This window comes from Accumulibacter sp., assembly GCF_023806565.1.
In the GTDB taxonomy this organism is placed as follows: Bacteria; Pseudomonadota; Gammaproteobacteria; order Burkholderiales; family Rhodocyclaceae; genus Accumulibacter.
The window spans coordinates 1-24,936 of record NZ_JAMTDV010000032.1 but is presented as its reverse complement, the minus strand read 5'-3'; the positions used below and the strand labels follow the sequence as shown (position 1 = coordinate 24,936).

Annotated in this window: 24 protein-coding genes and 1 riboswitch; of the genes, 14 read left to right on the top strand and 10 right to left on the bottom strand. The window is 62.2% G+C overall.

The window, feature by feature from the left end:
- Nucleotides 1-2: 2 nt before the first annotated feature.
- The 5 genes from NFV80_RS04255 to ilvB form a co-directional block, all read right to left on the bottom strand.
- Nucleotides 3-1,541: a 2-isopropylmalate synthase gene (locus NFV80_RS04255; protein ID WP_295329386.1), complete on the bottom strand. Its 1,539-nt coding sequence runs from the start codon at nt 1,539-1,541 to the stop codon at nt 3-5.
- Nucleotides 1,542-1,587: 46 nt separating this feature from the next.
- Complete coding sequence (gene pssA / locus NFV80_RS04250) at nt 1,588-2,358, bottom strand: CDP-diacylglycerol--serine O-phosphatidyltransferase (RefSeq protein WP_295329388.1); 771 nt, start codon at nt 2,356-2,358, stop codon at nt 1,588-1,590.
- Between the two features lie 194 nt (nt 2,359-2,552).
- Entirely contained in the window at nt 2,553-3,569 is a 1,017-nt protein-coding gene (ilvC, locus tag NFV80_RS04245) for a ketol-acid reductoisomerase (protein ID WP_295329390.1), read from the bottom strand.
- A gap of 29 nt (nt 3,570-3,598) precedes the next feature.
- Complete coding sequence (gene ilvN, locus NFV80_RS04240) at nt 3,599-4,090, bottom strand: acetolactate synthase small subunit (RefSeq protein ID WP_034912374.1); 492 nt, start codon at nt 4,088-4,090, stop codon at nt 3,599-3,601.
- 12 nt (nt 4,091-4,102) lie between these two features.
- Entirely contained in the window at nt 4,103-5,815 is a 1,713-nt protein-coding gene (gene ilvB, locus NFV80_RS04235) for a biosynthetic-type acetolactate synthase large subunit (protein WP_295329393.1), read from the bottom strand.
- Between the two features lie 136 nt (nt 5,816-5,951).
- Between ilvB and NFV80_RS04230 the strand changes: the two genes are divergently transcribed.
- Genes NFV80_RS04230 through NFV80_RS04215 form a run of 4 tightly spaced genes read left to right on the top strand, consistent with a single transcriptional unit; the run spans nt 5,952 to nt 7,904 of the window.
- Nucleotides 5,952-6,515 carry an RNA polymerase sigma factor gene (locus NFV80_RS04230; RefSeq protein WP_295328846.1) on the top strand — a complete coding sequence of 188 codons (564 nt, stop codon included), beginning with the start codon at nt 5,952-5,954 and terminating at the stop codon, nt 6,513-6,515.
- Nucleotides 6,512-6,889, top strand: coding sequence for a DUF3619 family protein (locus NFV80_RS04225; RefSeq protein ID WP_295328804.1), 378 nt, complete (start codon nt 6,512-6,514; stop codon nt 6,887-6,889). Before NFV80_RS04230 ends, NFV80_RS04225 begins: the two co-directional genes overlap by 4 nt.
- A complete protein-coding gene (locus NFV80_RS04220; protein WP_295328807.1) occupies nt 6,862-7,476 on the top strand; it encodes a DUF3106 domain-containing protein in 615 nt (204 codons plus the stop codon). Before NFV80_RS04225 ends, NFV80_RS04220 begins: the two co-directional genes overlap by 28 nt.
- On the top strand, nt 7,476-7,904 hold the full coding sequence (locus NFV80_RS04215; RefSeq protein WP_295328809.1) for an RDD family protein: 429 nt from the start codon (nt 7,476-7,478) through the stop codon (nt 7,902-7,904). Before NFV80_RS04220 ends, NFV80_RS04215 begins: the two co-directional genes overlap by 1 nt.
- Nucleotides 7,905-7,911: 7 nt before the next feature.
- On the opposite strand, the gene lptG is transcribed toward NFV80_RS04215, so the two are convergent.
- Together lptG and lptF are read right to left on the bottom strand one after the other, a co-directional pair.
- Nucleotides 7,912-8,985, bottom strand: a complete 1,074-nt coding sequence (gene lptG, locus NFV80_RS04210) for an LPS export ABC transporter permease LptG (RefSeq protein WP_296757962.1) — start codon at nt 8,983-8,985, stop codon at nt 7,912-7,914.
- The gene (gene lptF, locus NFV80_RS04205; protein ID WP_295328814.1) at nt 8,982-10,061 is read right to left on the bottom strand and encodes an LPS export ABC transporter permease LptF; all 1,080 of its coding nucleotides are present in this window, start codon (nt 10,059-10,061) and stop codon (nt 8,982-8,984) included. Before lptF ends, lptG begins: the two co-directional genes overlap by 4 nt.
- A 74-nt stretch (nt 10,062-10,135) precedes the next feature.
- Here lptF and NFV80_RS04200 point away from each other — a divergent pair, with 74 nt between their 5' ends.
- From NFV80_RS04200 to NFV80_RS04165, 8 genes are all read left to right on the top strand, one after another.
- Nucleotides 10,136-11,632 (top strand): leucyl aminopeptidase, encoded by a 1,497-nt coding sequence (locus NFV80_RS04200; RefSeq protein WP_295328816.1) that lies wholly within the window; start codon nt 10,136-10,138, stop codon nt 11,630-11,632.
- Nucleotides 11,629-12,054 carry a DNA polymerase III subunit chi gene (locus tag NFV80_RS04195; RefSeq protein ID WP_295328818.1) on the top strand — a complete coding sequence of 142 codons (426 nt, stop codon included), beginning with the start codon at nt 11,629-11,631 and terminating at the stop codon, nt 12,052-12,054. Before NFV80_RS04200 ends, NFV80_RS04195 begins: the two co-directional genes overlap by 4 nt.
- Nucleotides 12,054-12,557 (top strand): hypothetical protein, encoded by a 504-nt coding sequence (locus NFV80_RS04190; RefSeq protein WP_295328820.1) that lies wholly within the window; start codon nt 12,054-12,056, stop codon nt 12,555-12,557. The genes NFV80_RS04195 and NFV80_RS04190 overlap by 1 nt, the downstream gene beginning before the upstream one ends.
- A 47-nt stretch (nt 12,558-12,604) precedes the next feature.
- Nucleotides 12,605-15,424, top strand: a complete 2,820-nt coding sequence (locus tag NFV80_RS04185) for a valine--tRNA ligase (RefSeq protein WP_295328822.1) — start codon at nt 12,605-12,607, stop codon at nt 15,422-15,424.
- Nucleotides 15,425-15,596: 172 nt separating this feature from the next.
- Complete coding sequence (thrH, locus tag NFV80_RS04180) at nt 15,597-16,214, top strand: bifunctional phosphoserine phosphatase/homoserine phosphotransferase ThrH (RefSeq protein WP_295328824.1); 618 nt, start codon at nt 15,597-15,599, stop codon at nt 16,212-16,214.
- Nucleotides 16,215-16,227: 13 nt separating this feature from the next.
- Nucleotides 16,228-17,097: a formyltetrahydrofolate deformylase gene (purU, locus tag NFV80_RS04175; RefSeq protein WP_295328826.1), complete on the top strand. Its 870-nt coding sequence runs from the start codon at nt 16,228-16,230 to the stop codon at nt 17,095-17,097.
- Between the two features lie 67 nt (nt 17,098-17,164).
- Nucleotides 17,165-19,108 carry an ATP-binding cassette domain-containing protein gene (locus NFV80_RS04170; protein ID WP_295328827.1) on the top strand — a complete coding sequence of 648 codons (1,944 nt, stop codon included), beginning with the start codon at nt 17,165-17,167 and terminating at the stop codon, nt 19,106-19,108.
- A gap of 42 nt (nt 19,109-19,150) precedes the next feature.
- Nucleotides 19,151-19,606: a hemerythrin family protein gene (locus tag NFV80_RS04165; RefSeq protein WP_295328830.1), complete on the top strand. Its 456-nt coding sequence runs from the start codon at nt 19,151-19,153 to the stop codon at nt 19,604-19,606.
- A gap of 139 nt (nt 19,607-19,745) precedes the next feature.
- Here the strand turns inward: NFV80_RS04165 and NFV80_RS04160 are convergent, their stop codons facing one another.
- From NFV80_RS04160 to NFV80_RS04150, 3 genes are read right to left on the bottom strand one after another with little or no spacing between them, the layout of a single operon-like run.
- Nucleotides 19,746-20,525, bottom strand: a complete 780-nt coding sequence (locus NFV80_RS04160; RefSeq protein WP_295328833.1) for an ABC transporter ATP-binding protein — start codon at nt 20,523-20,525, stop codon at nt 19,746-19,748.
- Nucleotide 20,526: 1 nt separating this feature from the next.
- Nucleotides 20,527-21,510, bottom strand: coding sequence for an iron ABC transporter permease (locus NFV80_RS04155; RefSeq protein ID WP_295328835.1), 984 nt, complete (start codon nt 21,508-21,510; stop codon nt 20,527-20,529).
- Nucleotides 21,511-21,518: 8 nt separating this feature from the next.
- Complete coding sequence (locus NFV80_RS04150) at nt 21,519-23,393, bottom strand: TonB-dependent receptor (RefSeq protein ID WP_295328837.1); 1,875 nt, start codon at nt 23,391-23,393, stop codon at nt 21,519-21,521.
- 121 nt (nt 23,394-23,514) lie between these two features.
- A riboswitch (cobalamin riboswitch) is annotated at nt 23,515-23,732 on the bottom strand.
- 167 nt (nt 23,733-23,899) lie between these two features.
- Here NFV80_RS04150 and NFV80_RS04145 point away from each other — a divergent pair.
- Nucleotides 23,900-24,100 carry a hypothetical protein gene (locus NFV80_RS04145; protein WP_295328840.1) on the top strand — a complete coding sequence of 67 codons (201 nt, stop codon included), beginning with the start codon at nt 23,900-23,902 and terminating at the stop codon, nt 24,098-24,100.
- Between the two features lie 13 nt (nt 24,101-24,113).
- Nucleotides 24,114-24,446, top strand: a complete 333-nt coding sequence (locus NFV80_RS04140) for a cell division protein ZapA (protein WP_295328843.1) — start codon at nt 24,114-24,116, stop codon at nt 24,444-24,446.
- The last annotated feature ends 490 nt before the right edge of the window (nt 24,447-24,936 follow it).

Below are 24,936 nucleotides of genomic sequence, written 5' to 3'. Positions count from 1 at the left end.
CCTCAGACGTCGCCCTGGGGATCCAGGCGATCGGGGAACTGCAGCTTGTTCAGCGCGTTCAAGTAGGCTCTTGCGGAAGCGATGACGATGTCGGTATCAGCGCCGTTGCCGTTGACGATGCGGCCCTCTTTCGCCAGACGTACGGTCACCTCGCCTTGCGCATCGGTGCCGGTGGTGATCGCATTGACCGAATAAAGCAACAACTGTGCGCCGCTCGCCGCAATCGACTCGATGGCCTTGAATGTCGCATCGACCGGACCGCTGCCGACGCCCGCGCCCTTTCGTTCGGCACCACCCACCGTCAGCGTGACATCTGCTGCGGGCGTTTCGCCGGTTTCCGAGCAAACGTGCGAGTAGACCAGCTTGTAGTGCTCGCCTTCCGGCGCGGCTTCCTCGTCCGATACGAGCGCCTGCAGGTCTTCGTCGAAGATCTCGTGCTTCTTGTCGGCCAGTTCCTTGAAGCGGGCGAATGCCGCGTTCAACGCCTCTTCACCGTCGAGCACGATGCCCAGCGCCAGCAGGCGAGACTTGAACGCATTGCGTCCCGAGTGCTTGCCGAGCACCAGCTTGTTCTGCGCCCAGCCAACGTCTTCCGCGCGCATGATCTCGTAAGTTTCGCGATGCTTGAGCACTCCGTCCTGGTGAATGCCGGATTCATGTGCAAAGGCATTGGCGCCGACCACTGCCTTGTTCGGTTGCACCGGGTAGCCGGTGATCTGCGAAACGAGCTTGGAGGCGGGAACGATCTGCGTCGTGTCGATGCGCGTCTCGACCGGAAACAGGTCAGCGCGCGTCCTGACCGCCATCACCACCTCTTCGAGCGACGCGTTGCCGGCCCGCTCGCCGAGGCCGTTGATCGTACATTCGACCTGGCGGGCGCCAGCAAGCACGGCCGAAAGAGAATTGGCCACCGCCATCCCGAGATCGTTATGGCAATGGGTCGACCAGACGACTCGCTCGGCACCCGGTACGCGTGCGATGAGTGTGCGCATCAGTTCGCCCCAGACGGCGGGAATGCTGTAGCCGACGGTGTCGGGAACGTTGATTGTCGTGGCCCCCGCCTCGATCACGGCCGCGAAAACGCGACAGAGAAAATCGACTTCCGAGCGCACCGCGTCCTCTGCCGAGAACTCGACATCGTCCGTGTATTCGCGGGCATAGCGTACCGCCCGCACTGCCGACTCGACCACCTGATCCGGCGTCATGCGTAGTTTTTTCTCCATGTGGATCGGACTGGTGGCGATGAACGTATGAATCCGGCCGCGTGCGGCCGGTCCGATCGCCTCGCCGGCACGACGAATGTCGTCCTCGTTGGATCGAGCGAGCGAGCAGACCGTCGATTCCTTGATCACCCTCGCGATCGAATGGATGGCATCGAAATCTCCGGGGGACGCCGCAGCGAAACCTGCCTCGATGACGTCGACCCGCATGCGCTCGAGCTGACGCGCGACACGCAGCTTTTCTTCCTTGGTCATCGAGGCGCCGGGGCTCTGTTCGCCATCGCGCAAGGTCGTGTCAAAAACCACCAGATGTTCTTTCATGTTCCGACTCCGGAAATGGGCCTATGGTCAAATCGCCGGCGTCCGGCTAGACGACGGGCGGCCTCGATGGCGGCTTGCGCCTGACCATCTGCATCAGCGCCAGCGCGTACCCGGAGAGGCTATAGGCCACGAACAGCCCGCACAGGGCAACCGGCGTATCGTAGGAGAGCACGGCGAAACCGATCGCTATGGCAACGACGAAAATGAAAGGCACGCTGCGCCGCAGGTTGACGTCCTTGAAACTGTAGAAGCGGATGCTCGACACCATCGAAATGCCGGCAAAGATCACCAGACCGCAGACGAACCAGCGCACATCGGTGGCCGCAATGTTCTTGTCGATCATCACCCAGAGGAAAGCAGTGACCAGTGCCGCGGCGGCCGGGCTGGGCAGGCCCTGGAAATATCGTCGGTCGATCACTTCCAGCGTCGCGTTGAAGCGCGCCAGGCGCAGCGCCGCCCCCACGCAATAGATGAACGCCGCAATCCAGCCGAGACGCCCCATGTCCTTGAGCGCCCAAGCGTAGGTAACCAGAGCCGGGGCAACGCCGAACGAGACCATGTCGGAGAGCGAATCGTACTCGGCGCCGAACGCGCTTTGCGTGCGCGTCATGCGTGCCACCCTCCCGTCGAGGCCATCCAGGAGCATGGCGACGAAGATCGCCACCGCCGCCTGCTCGAAACTGCCCATCATCGCCTGGACGATGGCAAAGAATCCGCAGAACAAGGCCGCAGTGGTAAACAGGTTGGGGAGAACGTAAATGCCGCGACGCCGCAGTTCGGGGTTGAACAGGGTCTTGCGAGGCTTGAGTTCGGGCATTGCGTTATCGATCTGGATCGGGCTCAGGCTGTGCCATGGCATGCGCTGGTTGCAGCAGGCGCCGATCGATGGGGAGCAATTGTCGTGGGGAAAACTATTCTGTTGGCGGACGGCTGGTGAAATGCCGGGTGCGCACGAAACAACTGGCCGGCAGACCAGAGCCTGCCGGCCGCCAGGAGGGGCCACCCAATCGATCAGTTCTTGCTCTGATCGACGAGCCGGTTCTTCTTGATCCAGGGCATCATGTCGCGCAGTCTGGCGCCGACTGTTTCGATCTCGTGCTGGGCAATCAGCCGTCGGCGGGCAGTCATCGCCGGATAGTTGCTGCGTCCTTCGAGAATGAACATCTTGGCGTAGTCACCACTCTGGATGCGCTTGAGCGCTGCGCGCATCGCGGCGCGCGAAGTCTCGTTGATCACCTCGGGGCCGGTGACATACTCGCCATACTCGGCGTTGTTGGAAATCGAGTAGTTCATGTTCGCGATGCCGCCCTCGTACATCAGGTCGACGATCAGCTTGAGTTCGTGCAGACACTCGAAATACGCCATTTCCGGTGCGTAGCCCGCCTCGACCAAGGTTTCGAAGCCCATCTTGGCAAGTTCGACCACGCCACCGCAGAGCACCGTCTGCTCGCCGAACAGGTCGGTTTCGGTCTCCTCGCGGAAGTTGGTCTCGATCACCCCGCCCTTCGTCCCACCGTTGGCAGCCGCGTAGGAAAGCGCGATGTCCCGGGCCTTGCCGGAACGATCCTGGTAAACAGCGATCAGCGACGGCACGCCGCCGCCCTTGAGGTACTCGGAGCGGACGGTGTGCCCTGGGCCCTTCGGCGCGACCATGATCACATCGACGTCGTCACGCGGCACCACCTGGTTGTAATGGACGTTGAAACCGTGGGCAAAGGCCAACGTCGCGCCCTTCTTCATGTTCGGAGCCACGTCGTCCTTGTACACCTGCGGAATGTTTTCGTCTGGCAGCAGCATCATCACGACATCAGCACCGCGGACCGCCCGGGCAACCTCCTCCACCTTCAGGCCAGCGCTCTCGGCCTTGCTCCAGGAAGCGCCACCCTTGCGCAGACCAACCGTCACCTTGACACCCGAATCGCTCAGATTCTGCGCGTGCGCGTGGCCCTGGGATCCGTAGCCGACGATGGTGACTTTCTTGCCCTTGATCAGCGAGAGGTCGGCGTCCTTGTCGTAATACACTTTCATGCGATTTCCTTTATTGCGGTTCGGTCTGATTAGACTTTTAGAATGCGTTCGCCCCGGCCGATGCCACAGACGCCAGTGCGCACGGTTTCGAGGATCAGTCCGGCGTCGATCGCCTGGATGAACGAGTCGAGCTTCGCGCCGCTCGCCGTGAGCTCGACGACGTAGGTCGATTCGGTGACGTCGATGATGTGGCCACGGAAGATGTCGGCCAGACGCTTCAGCTCCTCGCGGTCCTTGCCGGTTGCGCGCACCTTGATCAGCATCAGTTCGCGCTCGATATGGGCTGCTTCGGAGAGATCGACGACCTTGATCACGTCGATCAGCTTGTTCAGCTGCTTGGTGATCTGTTCGATGACTGCGTCGGTACCGGAAGTGACGATGGTCAGCCGCGAAAGCGAGACATCCTCGGTCGGAGCGACGGTCAATGTCTCGATATTGTACGCGCGCGCCGAAAACAGGCCAGCCACCCGAGACAACGCGCCGGCTTCGTTCTCCAGCAGGACGGAAATAATGTGTCGCATCGTGCCCTTCCCCTACAGGTCTTCAGTCAGGATCATGTCGGCCAGTCCCTTGCCGGCGGCCACCATCGGAAAGACGTTTGCCTTCTGATCGGTGATGAAATCCATGAATACGAGATCGTCCTTGTGTTCGACAAACGCCCTGTGCAGTGCCGCCTCGACGTCTTCCGGGCGGTCTACACGGATGCCGACGTGACCGTAGGCTTCCGCCAACTTGACGAAGTCGGGCAGCGAATCCATGTACGACTCCGAATAGCGGCTGCCATAGAACATTTCCTGCCACTGCCGGACCATACCGAGATAACGGTTGTTGAGGTTGATGATCTTGATCGGCAGACGGAACTGTTTGGCGGTGGACAGCTCCTGGATGCACATCTGGATCGAACCCTCGCCGGTAACGCAGACGATCGGCATCCCAGGGTTCTGCAGGGCCGCACCCATGGCGTAGGGCAAGCCGACCCCCATGGTTCCCAGGCCGCCCGAGTTGAGCCAGCGACGTGGCTGGTCGAACTTGTAGTACTGCGCCGCCCACATCTGATGCTGACCGACGTCGGAAGTGACGATTGCCTGGCCCCCGGTCACCTCGTACAGCTTCTCCATGACGTATTGCGGCATGATCACGCTCTTCCGCATGCGGTACTTCATGCACTGTTTGGCGCGCCACTCGTCGATTTCCTTCCACCAGCCCGAGAGTACCGCGGGATCGGGGCCGGTATTGCCGGCATCGAGCAGTCGCAACATTTCCTCGAGCACGTCGGGAACGTTTCCGACGATCGGGACATCGACCTTGACACGCTTGGAGATCGACGAGGGATCGATATCCACGTGAATGATCTTGCGCGGGAGCGAAGAAAAGTTCTCCGGATTGCCGATCACCCGGTCGTCGAAACGCGCGCCGATGGCGAGCAGCACGTCGCAGTGCTGCATTGCCAGGTTGGCCTCGACCGTGCCGTGCATCCCGGGCATGCCGAGGAACTGCGGATCGGTACCCGGGTAGGCGCCAAGTCCCATCAGGGTATTGGTGATCGGAAAGCCGAGCCGACGAACAAGCCTCGTCAATTGTTCGGAACCGTTCGCAAGAATGACCCCACCGCCGGTGTAGATCATCGGTCGCTTCGCCTCGAGCAAGAGATGTACGGCCTTCTTGATCTGCCCCAGATGTCCCTTGATCACCGGGTTATAGGAACGCATCTGGATCGTTTCCGGATACTCGAACTTGCACTTGGCAGCGGTCACGTCCTTGGGAATGTCGATCACCACCGGACCGGGACGACCGCTGTGAGCAATGTAGAACGCCTTCTTGAAGGTCAATGCCAACTGGTGCACGTCGCTGACCAGGAAGTTGTGCTTCACGCAGGGCCGCGTAATTCCGACGGTATCGCATTCCTGAAAAGCGTCCTGCCCGATGTAGGCGTTCGGCACCTGTCCCGAGATCACCACCAGCGGTACCGAATCCATGTAAGCAGTGGCAATTCCGGTTACCGCATTGGTCGCGCCCGGGCCGGAAGTCACCAGCGCAACGCCGACTTTGTTCGACGAACGTGCGAGACCGTCGGCCGCGTGCACTGCGGCCTGTTCGTGGCGAACCAGAACATGCTTGATCTGGTCCTGCTTGAACAGCGCATCATAGATGTGAAGCACCGACCCACCCGGATAGCCGAATACATATTCGACCTTTTCTTCCTGCAGGCACCTGATTACAATCTCCGCACCGGTCATCATTGTCATTGCCGTCGCCCCAGCAAGCAAATTGCTCGAAAAAAGTCTGCAACGTTAAAGCTTTGGCCTCGATTGGTCAAGGCATTCGCAGCAAGCTGCGCCGGCACAAACAGATTCCAACTCGACATCAGCAAGGATTCTCGCTCTGGCCAGCCAACGCGAACTTTCGGATTTCCTCACGGCAAGCGAACGTCGGGCCTTCAAGCAGGCAATGTTTGCCGTGCGCAACGAGGAGTCGGCGCTCGACATCGTCCAGGACGCGATGATGAAGCTCGCCGAAAAGTATGGCGACCGTCCCTCGACCGAACTGCCGATGCTCTTCCAGCGCATTCTGCAGAACACGATCCGCGATTACTATCGACGCAGCAAGGTGCGCTCACTGTGGACCACCCTCCTCTCGGCACTTTCGCCCGATGACGACGAGGATCACGATCCACTCGAAACTTTCAGCGGCGAAGCAGGGTCGCACAGTCCGCAAACCCCGGAAGGCCGACTCGAACAGACGCAAGTCCTTGCGATAATTGAGCAAGAGATCGAATTGCTGCCAGCGCGTCAACGCGAAGCCTTCCTGCTGCGTTACTGGGAAGACATGGACGTCGCCGAGACGGCGTCGGCCATGGGTTGCTCGGAGGGCAGCGTCAAGACGCATTGCTCGCGTGCCAATCACACGCTGGCGGCAGCACTGAAAGCAAGAGGAATCACGCTATGAACGAACTGCACTTTGTCTACAAGATCAGGCAGCACCTCAACCGCGGGCTGCACGATCTGCCCGCGGGAACCGTCGACCGTCTGGCCGCCGCCAGACAGCGAGCCCTTGCCAGACAGAAGGTCACCGTACACCAGTCGGTCCTGGCGGGTGCAGGAAGTTTCGTTCAGCATCAGATCGAGAACCTCGATTTCCGGCAGGTATTGCTGGCGCTCGCAGTTGTCTTCGGGATCGCCAGCTACACCTACTGGTATGCAGACCAGAGCATCAGCGAAATAGAAGCCATCGACAGCGCGCTGCTCTCCGACGATCTGCCAATCGCCGCGTTCACCGACAGGGGCTTTGAAGCATGGCTCAAAAGCTCCGCGTCGCAATAGCCCTTGCCAGCCTGATTGCTTCGATGGCCTGGGCAGAAATGCCCAGCCCGTCGGCCATCGTCACGCCGCCACAGCCGCAATGGACCGAGCTGACGGTCGACCAGCGGGTCATCCTCGCGCCGCTCGCTGACCAATGGGACGCGCTGGAGTATAACCGGCAGAAGAAATGGCTCGGCATCACTCGCCTGTTCCCCACCCTGACGCCGGAGGAGCAGCGCCGAATCCAGGTTCAGATGCAGGAGTGGGCCAAGCTGACACCCGAGCAGCGACGCCAGGCTCGTGAAAATTTCCTGACCACCTACAAGCTTCCGCTCGAGCAAAAGCAGGAACTCAAGCAAAAGTGGGAGGAATACTCGAGTCTGCCGGAAGCAGAGAAGGAGAGGCTGAAGCAGCAGGCTGCCACCAAGCCACTGCCCAAGCCGGGCTGGGCGCCGATCGGCGCACCCGCTCCAACCGCCAAGCCACTAGGGACGAGCACGGTGGAGCCAGCACCGGTCGCAGCCCCGCAGCCGGCTGCGGAAGCGCTGACGCCAGCCAGCGCAGCGCCTCCCCCAACGTCTTCCGGCGAATCGGAAACCAGGCGCTGATGCCGGCTGGAGGAGCGGCCAGGCGCCCGAGCATCGTGCGGCGCCTGGCCAGCATGGTTTACGAGTGCCTGCTGCTGCTGGGCGTCCTGGCCGCGTTGCTGGTTCTGCCGCACGTCCTCCTGGGCGCTTTCGCGCATCGCCTGGCGTCCCCGATCCTGGTCCAGGCGCACTGCTTCGTTGTCCTCCTGATCTACTGCCTATGGTTCTGGAGCGATGGCCGACAAACGTTGGCCATGAAGACGTGGCGCATTCGGCTGGTCACGCGTGATGGATTGCCGCTGCGCCCGGCACAGGCGCTGTTGCGCTACCTCTTGTGCTGGCCCAGTATCGGCCTGGGCGGTGCCGGCATCGTCTGGGCCGTCTTCGATCGCGACCGCCAGTTCCTGCACGACCGTCTCGCCGGCACTCGCCTGGTGATGACGAACTGAGAATCGGTCAGCGCTTTTCCACCCACCAGATCATGCTCGCCGCCGCCAGCAGAAAGATTGCCGATGGCGTAACGGCGCTGAGCAGCGGGGACCAACTGTTGATCGCGCCGAGATTGGCGAACAAACCGTTGAGCATATAGAAGGTGATCCCGGTCATGACTCCGGCGAAGATCCTGAGGCTTGTCCGCTCCGCGCGGTAATGTGCCCCACCGAACGGCAGGGCGAGAGCGACCATGACGAACGCCGCCAAAGGATAGATCACCTTCTTCCAGAACGCGATGTCGTAACGGTTGGTCTGTTGGTGGTTGTCCGCCAGATGCTTGGTATAGGCCGCCAAGTGCCACATGGACATGCGGTCGGGCGACACCAGCAGGACCGCCAAGATGTCCGGATTGAGCGCCGAACGCCACAGCAGCTCCGGCATTCTGCGGATTTCCACCCCTTCTGCCCGCACCATGGTCTGCAGCACGTCGCTCAGCCGCCAACTGTCGGGCAGCACGTAAGTCCCCTGCGCGGCTTCGGTAACCGAGCGCAACTGTCCCTTCTCGTCGAACTGATAGATGCGAACCCCGCGCAAACCTGCGTCCGGCAGGACGATGCGCACATTGACGAAACTCTGCTCGTCCTTGACCCACAGGCCCGAGCGCAAATCCTGTCCAACGATGCCGCCTCTCTCCCTGGAGCGCAGTTGATACGCCGCCCTTTCCGCCGGCGGCGCGACGAACTCGCCGGTCAGGTAGGTGGCCAGGGCAAACAGACCGGCCACCTGAAACAGACCGCCGAGCAGTGCGCTGGTGGATAATCCGGACGCTCGCAGAACCGTGATTTCGGAGTGACGGGCAAGACCGGAAAGCGCATACAGCGTGCCGATCAGCACGGCAATCGGCATCAGCTCGTAGGCACGACCGGGGACGCGCAGCAGGACGAAACCGAGCGCATGGTGCAGCTGATAGCCGCTTTCGCCAACGCTCTTGATCTCGCCGAGCAGATCGAAGAAAGCGAACAGCGCGAGGAACGCCAGCAAGACGAGAAGGACCGCCGCGGAAACCTCACGCGTCATGTAACGACGATAGACTTTCATCGCGAAAGCCGCAGGAAGGACTGCACCGTGATTCGATGGTAGAACATCAGCGGCAGCAGACAGAGCATGAACAGATGCACGCCAAGCACGCCCATGGCGAAGGACAGCCTGCCGCTAGCCACCCAGCCCTGGCTGATGGTCACCAGATTGTTGTAGATCAGGTAAACCAGAATGGCCAGCAGCATGTTCGCCGAGCGACCCGCGCGCGGATTGACGAAGGACAGCGGAATCGCCAGCAAGGAGAGGACGATCGCCGAGAAAGGCATGCCGACACGGTAAAGCAGTTCCGCGCGATATGCCGGCAGGTCGATCGGCAGCAATTCGGCAGTCGTCATCGTCCTCGGCGTCGGCACGATGCCACGCGCCTCCCTGGTCTCTATGCGAATTGCGTAGCGAGAATACTCCAGAATGCGGAACTCGGCGCTCCCGGGAGGAAACTCGTAGCGACGCCCATTCTCCAGGACGATGAAGCGATCACCGTTCTCGGCGGTTTCCTGATGACCGGAAGCGGCCATCGTCACCCCCAGACGGTCCGGCCGCACTTCGTTGACAAAGACGTTCGAGACATTGCTGGTGTCATCGGCAACGGCTTCGACGAAAACCACGCGATCACCGGCCGAGGACTCCTGGAAGGCACCGGGCGAGATCTGGCCGGCGTCATGTCGCGAGCTCAGCTTGCCCCGGAACTCCGCGCTCTTCGACAGGGACCACGGCGAGAGAAACAGCGAGAGCGCAGTGATGGTCAGCACCAGCGGCATGGCGAACACCAGCACGGGTCGTATCCATGCGGTCAGTGGCAAACCCGAGGAAAACCAGACCACCATCTCGGAATCCCGGTAGCTGCGCGACAGGGTCAGCAGGATGGCGACGAACGATGATAGCGAGAGCAGAATCGGCAGGTAATAGAGCGCCGAAAAACCGAGCAGCGCAGCGACGGCACCCGGCTCGACACTCCCCTGTACGGCCTCGTTGAGCAGACGAATCAACTGGGTAGTCATCATGATCGCGAAGAGCGCGGCGAAAACACCGGCCGCCGAGTGGGTAAACTCGCGCCGTACGGCACGCTGGAAGATCATTCTTTGACTTTGATGAAAAACTGCAGTGATAATCGGCTTTTCACAAGCAGCGGGTGTTGCCTGAGGAGGGGTCGGTGGAATTTAGCATAAAAAGCGGTAGCCCGGAAAAGCAGCGCAGCGCCTGCGTGGTCGTGGGCGTGTTCGAACCACGCAAGCTTACCCTGGCCGCGGAGCTGCTCGATAATGCCGCGCACAACCATATTTCCGACATCATTCGGCGTGGCGACATGGAGGGAAAGGCCGGCTCCACGCTGCTGCTGCACAACGTTCCAGGCACCTTGTGCGACCGCGTGCTGCTGGTCGGCCTCGGCAAGGAAAAGGAATTCGGCGACAAGGAATATTCCGATGCGATCCGCACCGCCGTACGCACGCTCAACGAGACCGGATCCTTCGACGGCACGGTTTTTCTCACCGAGGCGGGTGTCCGCAAGCGCAGTGCCACGTGGCGTGTTCGCCAGGCGACGATCGTCGCCCAGGAAACCGTCTATCGTTTCGATCAGTTCAAGAGCAAGAAGGACAAGGTTCGCAGGCCACTGCGCAAACTCACCTTCGTCGTCGACCGACGCAACGAACTGGCAGCCGCCGAGGACGCTCTGGGCCAGGGACAGGCGATCGCCGAAGGCGTGTCATTGGCAAAGAATCTCGCCAATCTGCCAGGCAACGTTTGCACTCCCACCCATCTCGCCGAGACCGCACAAAAGATGGCCAGCGACCACAAGTTCGACTGTCAGATTCTCGAACGCGACGACATGGCGGCGCTCGGCATGCACTCGCTGCTCGCAGTGGCCAAGGGTTCGCACCAGCCACCGAAGCTGATCGTCCTGCATTACAAGGGCGGCAAGAGCGATGACAAGCCACTGGTGCTGATCGGCAAGGGAATCACCTTCGACACCGGCGGGATTTCGCTAAAACCGGCGGCGGAAATGGACGAAATGAAATACGACATGTGCGGCGCCGCCGCCGTGCTCGGAACAATCAAGGCAGCCGCGCTGATGAAGTTGCCGATCAACCTGACGGTGATCGTGCCAACTACCGAAAACATGCCTGGGGGTGGCGCGACGCGGCCGGGAGACATCGTGACTTCGATGTCCGGTCAGACCATCGAGGTGCTCAACACCGACGCCGAAGGCCGCCTGATCCTCTGTGACGCGCTGACCTACGCCGCACGCTTCCAGCCCGAAGCGGTGATCGACGTCGCCACGCTCACCGGCGCCTGCGTGATCGCCCTCGGACACGTGGCAACCGGCCTGTTCGCCAACAACGACACCCTGGCTCGGGAACTCGTCCATGCCGGGGACGAAGCGTACGACCGCGCCTGGCAGATGCCTTTGTGGAACGACTACCAGGAACTCCTGAAGAGCCCTTTCGCCGACATGGCCAACATCGGCGGACGCTGGGGAGGCAGCATCACTGCCGCCTGCTTTCTCTCCCGTTTCACCCGGAAATACACCTGGGCGCACCTTGATATTGCCGGCACCGCGTGGAGGTCGGGAACGGACAAGGGGGCGACCGGCCGACCCGTACCGCTGCTGACCCACTACCTGCTGAAACGCACCGGCAAGCTGAGTTGACACGGGTCTTTTTCTACCACAACGCGAGCGACCGGATTGCGGCAACCGCTGCCCTGATCGGCAAGGCGGTCAGCCAGAGGAAGTCGCTGCTGGTGTACGCGCCCGACGCCGAACTTGCGGCGGCGCTTGACCGCCACCTGTGGATGTACCCCCCGACGGGCTTCATCCCGCACGTGCCGATCGCCTCTCCGCTCGCCGGCGAGACGCCGGTGGTGATCGCCGACAAACTGGATTCACCGCCGCAGGACGAGCGATTGTTCAACCTCGCCGCCGAAGTGCCACCTGGCTTTTCCCGCTTTGCGAGCCTGATCGAGGTCGTCGGACAGGGCGAACAGGAACGCGTCGCCGGCCGCCAGCGCGCCAAGTTCTACCGGGACCGCGGCTACGATGTCCAGTACATCGATCTGGCGGGTCGGGGCTGATGGCAGACGACAGCGACCTGATCCGTCGCGCCGACTCGCTGCTCAGGGCCGAAGCGGGAACGGCCAGCGACGATCGCAGCGTCCACCCACGCCCGCTGCACCGACGCCGCAGTTTCGTCGCTTCGACGGTAGCGGCCGCGTCCCGGGAGACAGCGCGTGGAGTCGCGACAACTCCGATCGTCGACGACGACCTGCCGGTCCTCACCGAGGTCGTCTCCCCAGATCAGATCGTCGCCGAACCCGTCCTGGACGTCGCCGGCCTGCGCCAAACCCTCTCCAGCGACCTCGCAGAGGCGCTTGGTAATCGATTGCAGCAGACATTGCCGGCGCTGGTCGAAGCAGCCCTGCGACGCGTGGCCGACGAACTGCAACATACGCTCGCCGAGACCATCGGCGCTGCCCTGCGCGAGTTTCCGGCGCAGGCAGCGGACGCTCCACAGCCCGGCGAAACCGGCGCGCAAGCGGTAGCGGCCGATCCCGACTGGCCGGCAGCGGAGCAGTAGCTTCTCCGCGCTATAATGCGCGCTTCCGTCACCATCAGCGCTCCCCCATGGAACTTGCCAAGAGCTTTGAACCGGCCGGCGTCGAACGTCGCTGGTATCCCGAATGGGAAGCCCGGGGCTATTTCGCCGCGGGCCTCGATCCCTCGAAGCCGCAAGCCTTCTGCATCCTCCTGCCGCCACCGAACGTCACTGGCACCCTGCACATGGGCCACGGTTTCAATCAGGCGATCATGGACGCGCTTACCCGTTACCACCGCATGCGCGGCGACAACGCCTTGTGGCAGCCGGGTACCGACCACGCAGGAATTGCCACGCAGATCGTGGTCGAACGACAACTCGAGGCGCAGGGCATCTCGCGCCACCACTTGGGGCGAGAGAAGTTTCTTGCCAAGGTGTGGGAATGGAGGGAGTACTCGGGCAGCACGATCACCCGGCAGATGCGCCGCCTGGGGACCTCGCCGGACTGGAGCCGCGAGCGCTTCACGATGGACGAGGGTCTGTCGCGGACGGTCACCGAGAGCTTCGTTCGCCTGTACCGCGAGGGACTGATTTACCGCGGCAAACGCCTGGTCAACTGGGATCCGGTCCTGCAGACGGCAGTCTCGGACCTCGAAGTCGTGCAGGAAGAGGAGCAAGGCCACCTCTGGCACATTCGCTATCCGCTGGCCGACGGTTCCGGCAGCCTGACGGTGGCCACGACCCGGCCGGAAACCATGCTTGGCGACACCGCCGTGATGGTCCATCCCGACGACGAACGGTACCGGCATCTGATCGGGCAAACGGTCAGACTGCCGCTCTGCGAGCGCGAAATCCCCATCATCGCCGACGCCTACGTCGATCTCGCGTTCGGTACGGGTTGCGTCAAGGTGACGCCGGCGCACGATTTCAACGACTACGCGGTAGGCCAACGCCACAAGCTGCCCACCATTCCGGTCCTGACGCTCGAAGCAAGGATCAACGAAAACGCCCCTGCCCGCTACCAGGGCATGGATCGTTTCGATGCACGCCGGCAGATCGTCGACGACCTGGCGCAGGCGGGTCTGCTCGACCGGGTCGACGCACATACGCTGAAAGTGCCGCGTGGCGACCGAACGGGCGTCGTCATCGAACCGATGCTGACCGACCAGTGGTTCGTCGCGATGAGCAAACCGACTGCCGATGGCAGCAGCATCGCCGGCAAGGCCTTGGCTTGCGTCGCATCGGGAGAGATTCGGTTTTTCCCGGAGAACTGGGTCAACACCTACAATCAATGGCTGACCAACATCCAGGACTGGTGCATCTCTCGGCAGTTGTGGTGGGGACACCAGATTCCCGCCTGGTACGGCGACAGCGGACAGGTCTTCGTCGCCCATGACGAGACCGAGGCCCGGGCGGAGGCAACGGCGCAGGGCTACGACGGACCGCTGACGCGCGATCCCGACGTACTCGACACCTGGTACTCGTCGGCGCTCTGGCCCTTTTCGACACTCGACTGGACGCCGCAGTGGCCGGCCGAAAGCAACCCGGCACTCGATCTCTACCTGCCGTCGACGGTGCTGGTTACCGGTTTCGACATCATTTTCTTCTGGGTGGCACGCATGGTGATGATGACCAGACATCTCACCGGCAAGATCCCTTTCAGACATGTATACGTGCACGGCCTGATCCGCGACGCAGAAGGCCAGAAGATGAGCAAGTCGAAGGGCAATGTGCTCGACCCGATCGACCTGATCGACGGCATCGGCCTCGAAGTGCTGATCGAAAAGCGTACCAGTGGCCTGATGAATCCGCGGCAGGCCGAGCAGATCGAGAAACGAACGCGCAAGGAGTTTCCACAGGGAATACCAGCGTTCGGCAGCGACGCACTGCGCTTCACCTTCCTCTCGCTGGCCAGTCCGGGCCGCGACATCAAGTTCGACCTCAACCGCTGCGAGGGCTACCGCAATTTTTGCAACAAGTTGTGGAACGCGACGCGCTACGTCCTGACGCACACTGCAGGCCACGATCTCGGACTGGACGCCTGTACACCGGACAGTTGCGCCGGCGCCTTGCGCTTCTCTTTCGCCGACCGCTGGATTGTCAGCAAGCTGCAGCGTACCGAGGCCGAGGTAGCGCAGCACTACGCCGACTACCGCTTCGACCTCCTCGCGCGCGCGATATACGAGTTCGTCTGGGACGAGTTCTGCGACTGGTACGTTGAGCTGTCGAAGGTACAGTTGCAGCAGGGTTCCGAGGAGGAGCAGCGCGCTACGCGGCGGACGCTGGCCCGGGTGCTGGAAGCGGTGCTGCGCCTGGCGCATCCGCTCCTGCCTTTCATCACCGAAGAGTTGTGGCAGGCGGTGGCCCCGATTGCCGGCCGCAAGACCCATGACTCGGTGATGCTCGCGGCCTATCCGCAGGCACAGACGGAAAAGATCGATCCGGCCAGCGAAGCAGAGGTCCAGTATCTGAAAAACCTCGCGTATGCCTGCCGCAACCTGCGTGGCGAAATGAATCTCTCGCCGGCGCTTCGAATTCCGTTGCTGGCCAGCGGCGAGGGCGAAAAACTGGCCACCCTCGTGCCGTATCTGAAGATGCTCTGCAAGCTGTCGGAGATGCAGATCATCGACGAAATGCCGACCGACGCGAGTGCGCCGATCGCCATCGTCGGGGAAACCAGGCTGATGCTGCAGGTCCAGATCGACCTGGCCGTCGAACGCGAACGACTGGACAAGGAGATCGCCCGGCTGCGAAGCGAGATCGGCAAGTCCGAAAGCAAACTCGCCAACGACAGTTTCGTCGCACGTGCTCCCGCCGCGGTCGTCGAACAGGAAAGAAAACGCCTCACCGACTTCGTCGCCACTCTCGCCAAGCTTCAGCCACAGCGCGAGCGCCTCGGGCACGGCTAGACGTCGCCAGCCGCTTGCCCGCCGACGCTTGTGTCACCCGCGACCGAGCCGGCATCGCATGTGCCGCCCGCGGCCGGATTGCTTGAATGCCGTGTTCGCGGGCGCTGCCGGCGCGAGACCACTTTGTTAGAATCGCGGCTTTCCGCCAAATCACATCCACTGAGAGCTTGCCGTGCAAATCGTCTGTCTCGACCTTGAAGGCGTACTCGTACCCGAAATCTGGATCGAATTTGCTGCGCGCACCGGCATCCACGAGCTTCGCCGCACCACACGCGACGAGCCGGATTACGACAAGCTGATGAAATCGCGTCTCGCCATCCTCGCCGAGCATCGGCTCGGCTTGCCCGATATTCAGAAGGTCATCGCCGACATGGGACCGCTTGACGGCGCTCGTGCCTTTGTCGATGGGCTGCGTGAGGATTATCAGTTGATCATCCTCTCCGATACCTTCTACGAGTTCGCGCACCCCTTGATGCGCCAGCTCGGCTGGCCGACGCTGTTCTGCCACAGCCTGCAAACCGCCAACGACGGCATGCTGGTGGATTACCGCCTGCGCATGCCGGACCAAAAACGCGAAGCGGTGCGACGTCTCCGGGAGCTTCGGTTCACGGTGGTTGCCGCGGGCGATTCGTACAACGATACGGCAATGCTTGGCGAAGCACATGCGGGAATACTTTTTCACCCGCCCGAAAATGTGATTCGCGAATTCCCACAGTTTCCGGTTACCCAGTCCTACGCGGAACTGCGCGCCGAAATCGACAAGGCTTTCGTCGCGCAGGCATCGGCCTGACGAGCAGACGGCAATGCAGGCTAGACGTTTCTACACGCTGTCCGGTTCGTGCCCGGACCAGATCGGCATCATCGCGCGCATCTCGGGCTTCATTGCCGAGCACGGTGGCTGGATCCTCGAGTCGGGTTATCACGCCGACGGCAGCGGCGACGATGATGGCCGCTATTTCATGCGTATGGAAGTAAAGGCCGAATCGCTACCGTTTCACCTCGCCGAGTTCCGCGAACGCTTTCGTCCACTGGCGGGCGAATTGTCGATGGACTGGAAGATCAGCGATTCCGCGGTGAAACGGCGCGTCGTGATCATGGTCAGCAGGCAGGAGCACTGCCTCTACGACCTGCTGTCGCGCTGGCAGGCGAAGGAGCTCGACGTCGAGATTCCCTGCGTCATCTCCAATCACGACGCTTTCAAGGCACTGGTCGAATGGCATGGCATCCCTTTCCACCATGTGCCGGTGTCGCCCGACAACCGGCAGGCTGCGTTCAACGAGATCAGCCGCATCTACGATGAAGTGAAAGGCGACACCATGGTCCTTGCACGCTACATGCAGATCCTGCCGCCCGAACTGTGCGACCGCTACCCAGGCCAGATGATCAACATCCACCACTCGTTTCTGCCGAGTTTCGTCGGTGCCCGGCCGTACCACCAGGCGCACCGGCGTGGTGTCAAGCTGATCGGCGCAACCTGCCACTACGTCACCACGGAGCTGGACCAGGGGCCGATCATCGAGCAGGACGTGATCCGTATCGACCACTCGGATTCGGTCGAAGACATGGTCCGCTACGGCAAGGACATTGAGAAGGCGGTACTCGCACGTGGCCTGCGCTATCACCTCGAGGATCGTGTCCTCGTGCACGCCAACAAGACCGTGATCTTCCGGTGAAATTCGGCCAAGATGTCGAGCGGGCCGGCGACGCCCCGCCCAAACCGGCGCCCTTGGTGGCGATTGCATGATCACCCTCAGGAACGTCGGCTTGCGCCGTGGCGCAAAGGTCTTGCTCGAGCAAGCGACGGTCACCGTGAACCCGGGCGAGCGGGTCGGCTTGATCGGACGCAACGGCGTCGGCAAGACCACCCTGTTCGCATTGCTCGAAGGCAGCCTGCACGAAGACGCCGGGGAATTCTCGCGGCCTGCGCATTGGCGACTGGCGCAGGTCGCCCAGGATATGCCGTCAGGCACCCGAACCGCCAGCGACTTCGTCGTCGAAGGCGACGACGTGCTGGTAGCCGCGCAACGGGAAGTCGAGCGGGCTGAGGCGAGCGGCGACGGCGAGCGCCTGGCGCACGCCTACCTGGCCCTGCACGACGCTGGCGCGCACGATGCCCAGGCGCGCGCGCAGGCGCTGATCCTCGGCCTGGGCTTCCAGAGTAGTGAGCTCAACCAGCCGGTAGACAGCTTCTCCGGCGGTTGGCGAATGCGACTGCAACTCGCGCGGGCGCTAATGTGTCCTGCCGATCTGCTGCTGCTCGACGAACCGACCAACCATCTCGATCTGGATGCGCTGGTGTGGCTGGAAAGCTGGCTCAGGCGATACACCGGCACGCTGCTGATGATCAGTCATGACCGGGAGTTTCTCGACGCTGTGACCAACGTCACCTTGCACCTCGAAAATGGCAAGCTGACGCGTTACAGCGGCAACTACAGCGCCTTCGAAGAAGCCCGCGCGCAGCAGCTCGACCTGCAACAGAACGCCTATCTCAAGCAGCAGGAGAAAATCGCCCATCTGCAAAGCTTCATCAACCGCTTCAAGGCGAAGGCGACGAAAGCCAGACAGGCGCAGAGCCGGGTCAAGGCACTGGAAAGGATGGAGCGTCTGGCACCGGTCCTGACCTGCGCCGATTTCACTTTCGAATTCGGTGAGCCCGCCAACCTGCCGAACCCGATGCTGGTCATGGCGGACGCCTGCTTCGGTTATCCCCCGCCAGCAGGCGCACCGGCCACCACGCCACCAACGGTAATCGTTCGCCAGGTGAACCGATCGGTGATGGCTGGGCAGCGCATCGGGATTCTCGGCGCCAACGGTCAGGGGAAGTCGACGCTGGTCAAGACCATCGCGCACGTACTGCGTTGCACGAGTGGCACGGTCGATGAAGGCCGCGGCCTCCATATCGGTTACTTTGCGCAGCAGGAGCTCGACGTCCTGCGACCACAGGACACGCCGCTGCAACACATGCTCCGTCTGGCGAAGGAAGGCGCGGTCAGCGGACAAAGCGAGCGCGAGCAGGATCTGCGCAACTTTCTCGGCACTTTCCATTTCACCGGCGACATGGTCAAGCAGACGGTGGGTACGATGAGTGGCGGCGAAAAGGCGCGCCTCGTGCTGTGCATGATCGTCTGGCAACGCCCGAACCTGCTGTTGCTCGACGAACCGACCAATCACCTGGACCTGGCGACACGTGAGGCGCTGGCCGTGGCGCTCAACGAATTCGAGGGGACCGTGATGCTGGTCAGCCACGACCGCGCGCTGCTGCGTTCCGTCTGTGACGAATTCTGGCTGGTCACCCGCGGCGGTGTACAGGACTTCACCGGCGACCTCGACGATTACCAGCGTTTTCTGCTCGATGAAGCGCGACGCAAACGCGAGATTGTCCGGGATTCGCCGAAAGCGGCCAGGCCGGTGCCCAGGCGAGACGAGCAATCGGCGCGCGAGGCGCGCAATCCTGGCAAATTGAAAGCGCTGCAGCGCGAACAGGGGCAACTGGAAAAGACCCTGCTCGATCTGCAGAGTGAACAACACTCGCTGGAAGCACGCCTATCGACGCCGTTGCCGTCACCGGAGCTGGCCGAGTCCGGCCGGCGACTGAACCAGATCACGTCCGAGTTGTCAGCCCTGGAAGATCGATGGCTGAGACTCTCGGAAGAGATCGATGCAGCCATACGCCTGCTCGCGTAAACACGCGGACGGACAGCCCTTTCACTGCACATGGAGCCTGGAATGGATTTTGAGTTGGCAGAGTGGTCGTCGAAGATCGAGGTAGGGTTGCCGACGATCGATGCACAACACCAACAGCTGTTCGATCTCGCCGCCACCTTCCGCGGCGACGGCGACCAGATCAGGGTGTTGAAATCACTGGCGATGCTGACCGAGTACGTCAAGGTGCACTTCCGCGAAGAGGAGGAAATGATGGCCGCCTGCCATTACCCGCGTCTGGCAGCGCATCGCCTGCTGCACGGAGAGTTTCGCCGCATGCTGTTCGACTTGCTCGAGAACGCCAAGCGGATGACCCTCGACGAAATTGCCGACGAAGTCAAGTACCTGATCAACGGCTGGTTCTACAATCACATTCTGGTCGCCGACTTCGACTACGTGCCGAGCGTCAAGGCGGCTGCAATCTCGTCACCTCACGCAGCGGACAGGCAGGACGCCATACGCCTTTCCGCCGACGGTTGAGGCCGGGAAGTCGCGGACCAGGCACGCTCCGCTCCCGTCGAGCGGTTGCGCGACTGCGGAAATCCACCGGGCAAGCGAGGAAAGACTTCAACGCCGCAACGTTGGCGAACGCCGAGCGGAGGCAGTGCGGGCAGCGCGCTCAGGCAGGCACGAACCAGCGTCGCCCCTGATCGCCAACTTCGTGCAGCGGGTAGCCGTAGAGCCTGCTCAGCGAGGCGCTGCCGATCACTTCGTCGCAGATCCCCTGTTGCGTCTCGCCGTCGCCAAACAGCAACAGCGCGTGGGTGCAGAAGCGTGCGGCCAGACCGGGTTCGTGCAGGACCATCACACACGCGATCTGCTCGTCGCGGGCCAGCGCAGCGAACAGATCGAGGATGGCGATCTGGTGGTTGAGGTCGAGGTGAGCCAGCGGTTCGTCAAGCAGGTAGAGATGCGGCGCCTGGGTCAGCAGAGTGGCGATCGCCAGCCGTTGCAGCTCGCCGCCGGAAAGCGTCTGCACATCGCGCTGCGCCAGTTCGCCCAGACCGACCGACCGCAATGCCCGACTGGCGATCCCGGCATCGTTCGCCGACTCCCAATCCCAGCGCGCAAGATGCGGATGGCGTCCGACCAGAGCCGTTTCCAGCACGGTCGACGAGAAAGCTTCGTTGCGGTTCTGCGGCAACCAGCCGCGCAGAAGGGCGCTCGCACGTGCGCCGAGCCTGGCGTAGGTCGAGCCGCCGATCAGGACCTCGCCAGCATCCGGCGCACGCAAGCCGGCAAGCACGGAAAGCAATGTCGACTTTCCGGCACCGTTACGGCCCAGGATTGCCAGGCAATCGCCGGCGCGAACGCGGAGGAAAAGATCGCGACAGAAGCTGCGACCGGCGATGCCGACGTTAAGGCCATGGCAGCTCAGGAGATCGGCGGCATGAGCCATTTCAGCCCCGTCCGTTGGCGGCACGACCAAGCAGGAAAAGAAAGACCGGGACGCCGATGAGCGCAGTCAGCACGCCCACCGGCAATTGCTGCGGCGCCAGCACGCTGCGCGCCAGAGTGTCCGCGATCACCAGCAGGCTGCCGCCAGCCAGCACCGAGGCAGGCAACAACAATCGCTGATCATTGCCAGCAGCCAGGCGAACGAGGTGCGGCACGATCAGGCCGACGAAGCCGACGGCGCCGGCGTGGGTCACGGCAGCGGCGGTCGCCAGCGACGCCACGAAATAGACGCCGCGACGCAGGCGGCGGACCGCCACTCCCAGTGCCTGGGCAATGTCGGCTCCGCGTGCAAGCAGATTGAGCTCGCGGGCAAACGGCAAGGCCAGGAGCAGGACCAGCAGGAGCAGGAGCAGCACGGTTCGTGGATCGCCAGCCTGCGACAGGTCACCCATCAGCCAGAAGAGCATGCCCCGCAACCGGTCGTCGGGGGCAACTGCCAGCAGCAGGGCAACGACCGCACCGCATCCGGCGGCGACGATCACCCCGGTAAGCAGCAGGCGCGATTGCGTCCAGCCACCTTCGCCATGGGCCAGGCCGAAAACGATCAGCATGGCCGCGAGCGCGCCCGCGAACGCCAGCGCATCAACGCTGGCCGCGCCCAGACCAAACACGATTGCCAGCAGGGCGCCGACGCCGGCGCCGCCGGAGATGCCGAGCACGTAAGGGTCGGCCAGCGGATTGCGCAGCAGCACCTGCAACATGGCCCCGGCCAGCGCCAACAGACCACCACAGGCGAAACCGGTCAGCGCTCGCGGCAGGCGCAGGTTGCGCACCACCTCGCTCGCCACGCCGTCGCCGAACAGCGCGGACAATACCTGTGCCGGAGCGATCGCCACGCTGCCGACGATCAGCGCCAGCGCAATGCTGCACAAGGACAGCAAGGCAAGTGCGCCGAGGATCACGAGGGCACGGCGGCGGCTGGGCATGCTGCTTCCTACCTGGGGGTGTAACGAACGCCGACAAAGACGTTGGCGCCCGCGGTCGCATAACTGGCAATGGTCTCGTAATTCTTGTCGAAGATGTTGTTGGCGCGAGCAAAAAGCGCCCAGTCACGCTCGAACCGATAATCGGCATAGAGATTGACCAGTCCGTATCCTCCCAGCCTGACGAGATTGGCGGGATCGTCGTAGCGATTGCCGACCAGTTGCCACTCGGCGCGGAGCTTCCAATTGCCATGATTCCAGTCAACGTAGCTGCTCATCTGCTGCTCGGCTCGGCGCGCCAGACGATTGCCGTTGTTCGGACCGTTCTCCTCGTTGCGCGGATCAAGGAAGTCGAGTGCAACCCCTGCCGCCCACTCCGCGAAGCGGCCGTCGTAGGTAAGCGTAGCGCCGCGCAGCAGCGCCTTGCTCACGTTCACCGGGGCGAAGGTCGGCGGCCGGAACTCGATCAGATCGCTCACCTGATTGTTGTACAGAACCACCGATGCGCGCTGGTTGGCCTGCTCCCAGTTGACCCCGACCTCGGTATTCTTGGCGGTCTCCGGTTTCAGATTGGGATTGCCGCCGGCAAAACCGAACATCGAGGGAAAATACAGCTCGTTGAAAGTGGGCGCGCGGAACGCCGTGCCGTAGGAAATGTGTGCGCGCCATGCCGGGGTGAATTGATAGCCATAGGACGCCGAGCCCGTGTTCTGCCCGCCGAACTGCGAGTTGTCGTCGCGGCGCAGGTTGAGTTGCAGGCGGTGCTGATCGACGCTTCCGTTCCAGCCCGCGAGAAAAGAGCGGATCGTGCGTTCGGTAACCGTGTAGTCGGTCGTGCTGTCGACCTTCTGGCGCGAATACTCGTAAGCCAGCAGTGCTTCGCCGACCGGCAGCCGGAAATCGTTCTGCCAGGCGAACAGATCCGTATCGGTACGGAAGGTGCTGCTCCGGAAGCTTCCCGCGTATTCCTTGCTGTCGTCGACGCTGCTGCCGATGCGCAGGGTGCTGTTCCAGATTTCGTTGAGGCGATTCCGCGCGTAGATCGAATACGAGCCAACGTTCTGGTCGCTACTGAAGTTCTGGGCAGCGCCGAGGCGACTAAAGTCATTGGAGTCGTACTGGTTCGTGCCGTAGCTGGCGAGAACGTTTATTCCGATTTCCTGCCCCCTGGCCGGGCGAACGGCGAAGTTGGCGCTCAGGTTCTTGTTGTAGTAGCCGTCACGGTCCGGATTGTAGGAAATGTTGTTCCTGTCGCGAATGGTGTTGAAGCCGTTGGTGTTGGTGTAGCCCGCCTGCATGCTGTAGGAAAGCAGCTCGGTACCCCCGGAAACGCCGACGGTACTATCGCTCGTGTTGTACGATCCATAGCCGGTGCTGGCGTTCACCCGCATCGGCCCCTCGCCGCTGCGCGTGAAGATCTGGATCACGCCACCGATGGCATCGGCACCGTAGAGCGATGAAGCCGGACCGCGCAGAATTTCGATGCGCTCGACCTGGTCGATCGGGATGCGCGACAGGGCCGCACTGCCGGTCGTCGCGGAACTGATGCGCTGACCGTCGATCAGCACGATCGACTGATTCGGACTGGCGCCACGGATGAATACGCTGCTGTTGCTTCCTACGCCGCCGTTGGCAACGTACTGGATTCCAGGCTGACGCGCCAACAGTTCGGCCAGCGTCGTTTCGCCCGCCTGCTCGATTTCTTCGCGTGTGACGACGGACACATCGCTGTTCAGCTCGTTGACGCGAGTCGCCTGGCGGGTGGCCGTGACGACGATTGGATCGAGCTGCTGCTCTTCGGCGCGCAGCGCAATCGGGAACGAGGCAGCGATGGTTGCGCTCATTGTCGCGGCGACGCAGGCCGTCCGCGGTAGGTTTCGATGCATGGTGGATTTCCTCCCATTGCCGACGAGCGTCCCCGCAAGTCGGCGAGCCAAAAACGTGGAAATGCACCAGGGAGGACACGCGAGCGCCGAGCGTTCCGTGTCCGCTTCCCCGCGGCACTTCCGTCGAGTCATGTGCGAAGGCCGGTATCCGGGCTCGCAAGTCTTGACGTGTCGCCTTCCCAGGCTGTCGCCCAGTGGCTTCCTGACACGCCCGCACTCGCTTACCGTTGCGGGGGCAGCACAGGCATGGTGTTGTGCAGAATCGCACCGCACGCACCTGTTTCCCGTTTAACCGTGGCAGCTATGCTGCCTAACGGCACCTTGCACCTATTGCTCCGCTGCTTGCCATCAGCGGATGGTGGGATTATAGCCTGCGAGTGATCGGACGTAGCGACGTTTGTGCGCGAAAGCCGCCGCGCTTCAGCACCTGCAGGCTTAAGAATCGATGCTTACAACCGCTTCTTACGCCTTGACCGGACATGCTTCTTGAATCTATAGTCCGGCTCATGCTGAATGAACTCGACGCCCTCGAAAGCAAGATCGCCCGAGTGGTTGCGTTGTGCCGCGAATTGCGAAGCGAGAATGACGGACTGCGCGAGCGGCTCGCATCTGCGGAGACGGACAGGCAACACCTCGCCGAACGCATGGCAGCTGCCTGCGCGCGAATCGAGCAACTGGCGCAACAACTGCCGGAAAGCAACGCCTGACAACTTCGCTCCAATGCCCAACGACACCAATTTTCTCGATATCGTCCTGCTCGGCAAGGAATACCGGGTCGCCTGCCCGCCCGAGCAACATGCCGCCCTGCGCAAGGCCGCCGCCTACGTAGATGCCAAGATGCGCGGCATCGCAGAAAAGACGAAGAGCAATTTCGCCGAGCGCATTGCCGTCATGGCGGCGCTCAATATCGCGCACGAACACCTCGGTCTCGATCAGGAGGCTCCCGAGCAACATCAGAAAATTGAATCGGAGATAGATCTGGACATGAACGCGCTTAGGGGTAGAATCTTTTGCATGGAGGCAGAACTGGATGCGTTCTTGCAGTCGGGGTGAGCGGTAGTTGTAGCCTACTCCGGCCTCCAAGAGAGTTCCCTGCGGTGTTTGTTAAGGTCATAGATTCCTTGAACCAATGCAAATTGGCATTGGTCGCGGACCATGGAAACCGCTGTTGTGTGTGCCCCATCGTCGGGCGTGCCTGATGCGGAAGGGAAGTGACCTACCTGGACCCAGGTTCAGGATGCCGGCCTGACGGCACTCGCGGGGACAAAATCGAAGGGCGAGGAATCCTTGAGTTTTTCTTGATCAAGGGTTCCTCGCTTTCTTTTCGCCTCGCGCCGCGCATTTCGACGCGGCGGCCTGTCCTTCCCGGCGTGCGCTTGCGAATGATGGGCGCAGGTGGGCCAATCGGGAACGTAGTGGGCGGCCTCGCTGCGCCAGGTAGTCCAACCCGACCGCGAGCCGCGGGCGAACATCTCCAGAAAGGGGCCGCCCATTAGCCGGCCCGTGTCAAGTATGCAAACAAGACTCTCGCGCCGATAGCGCG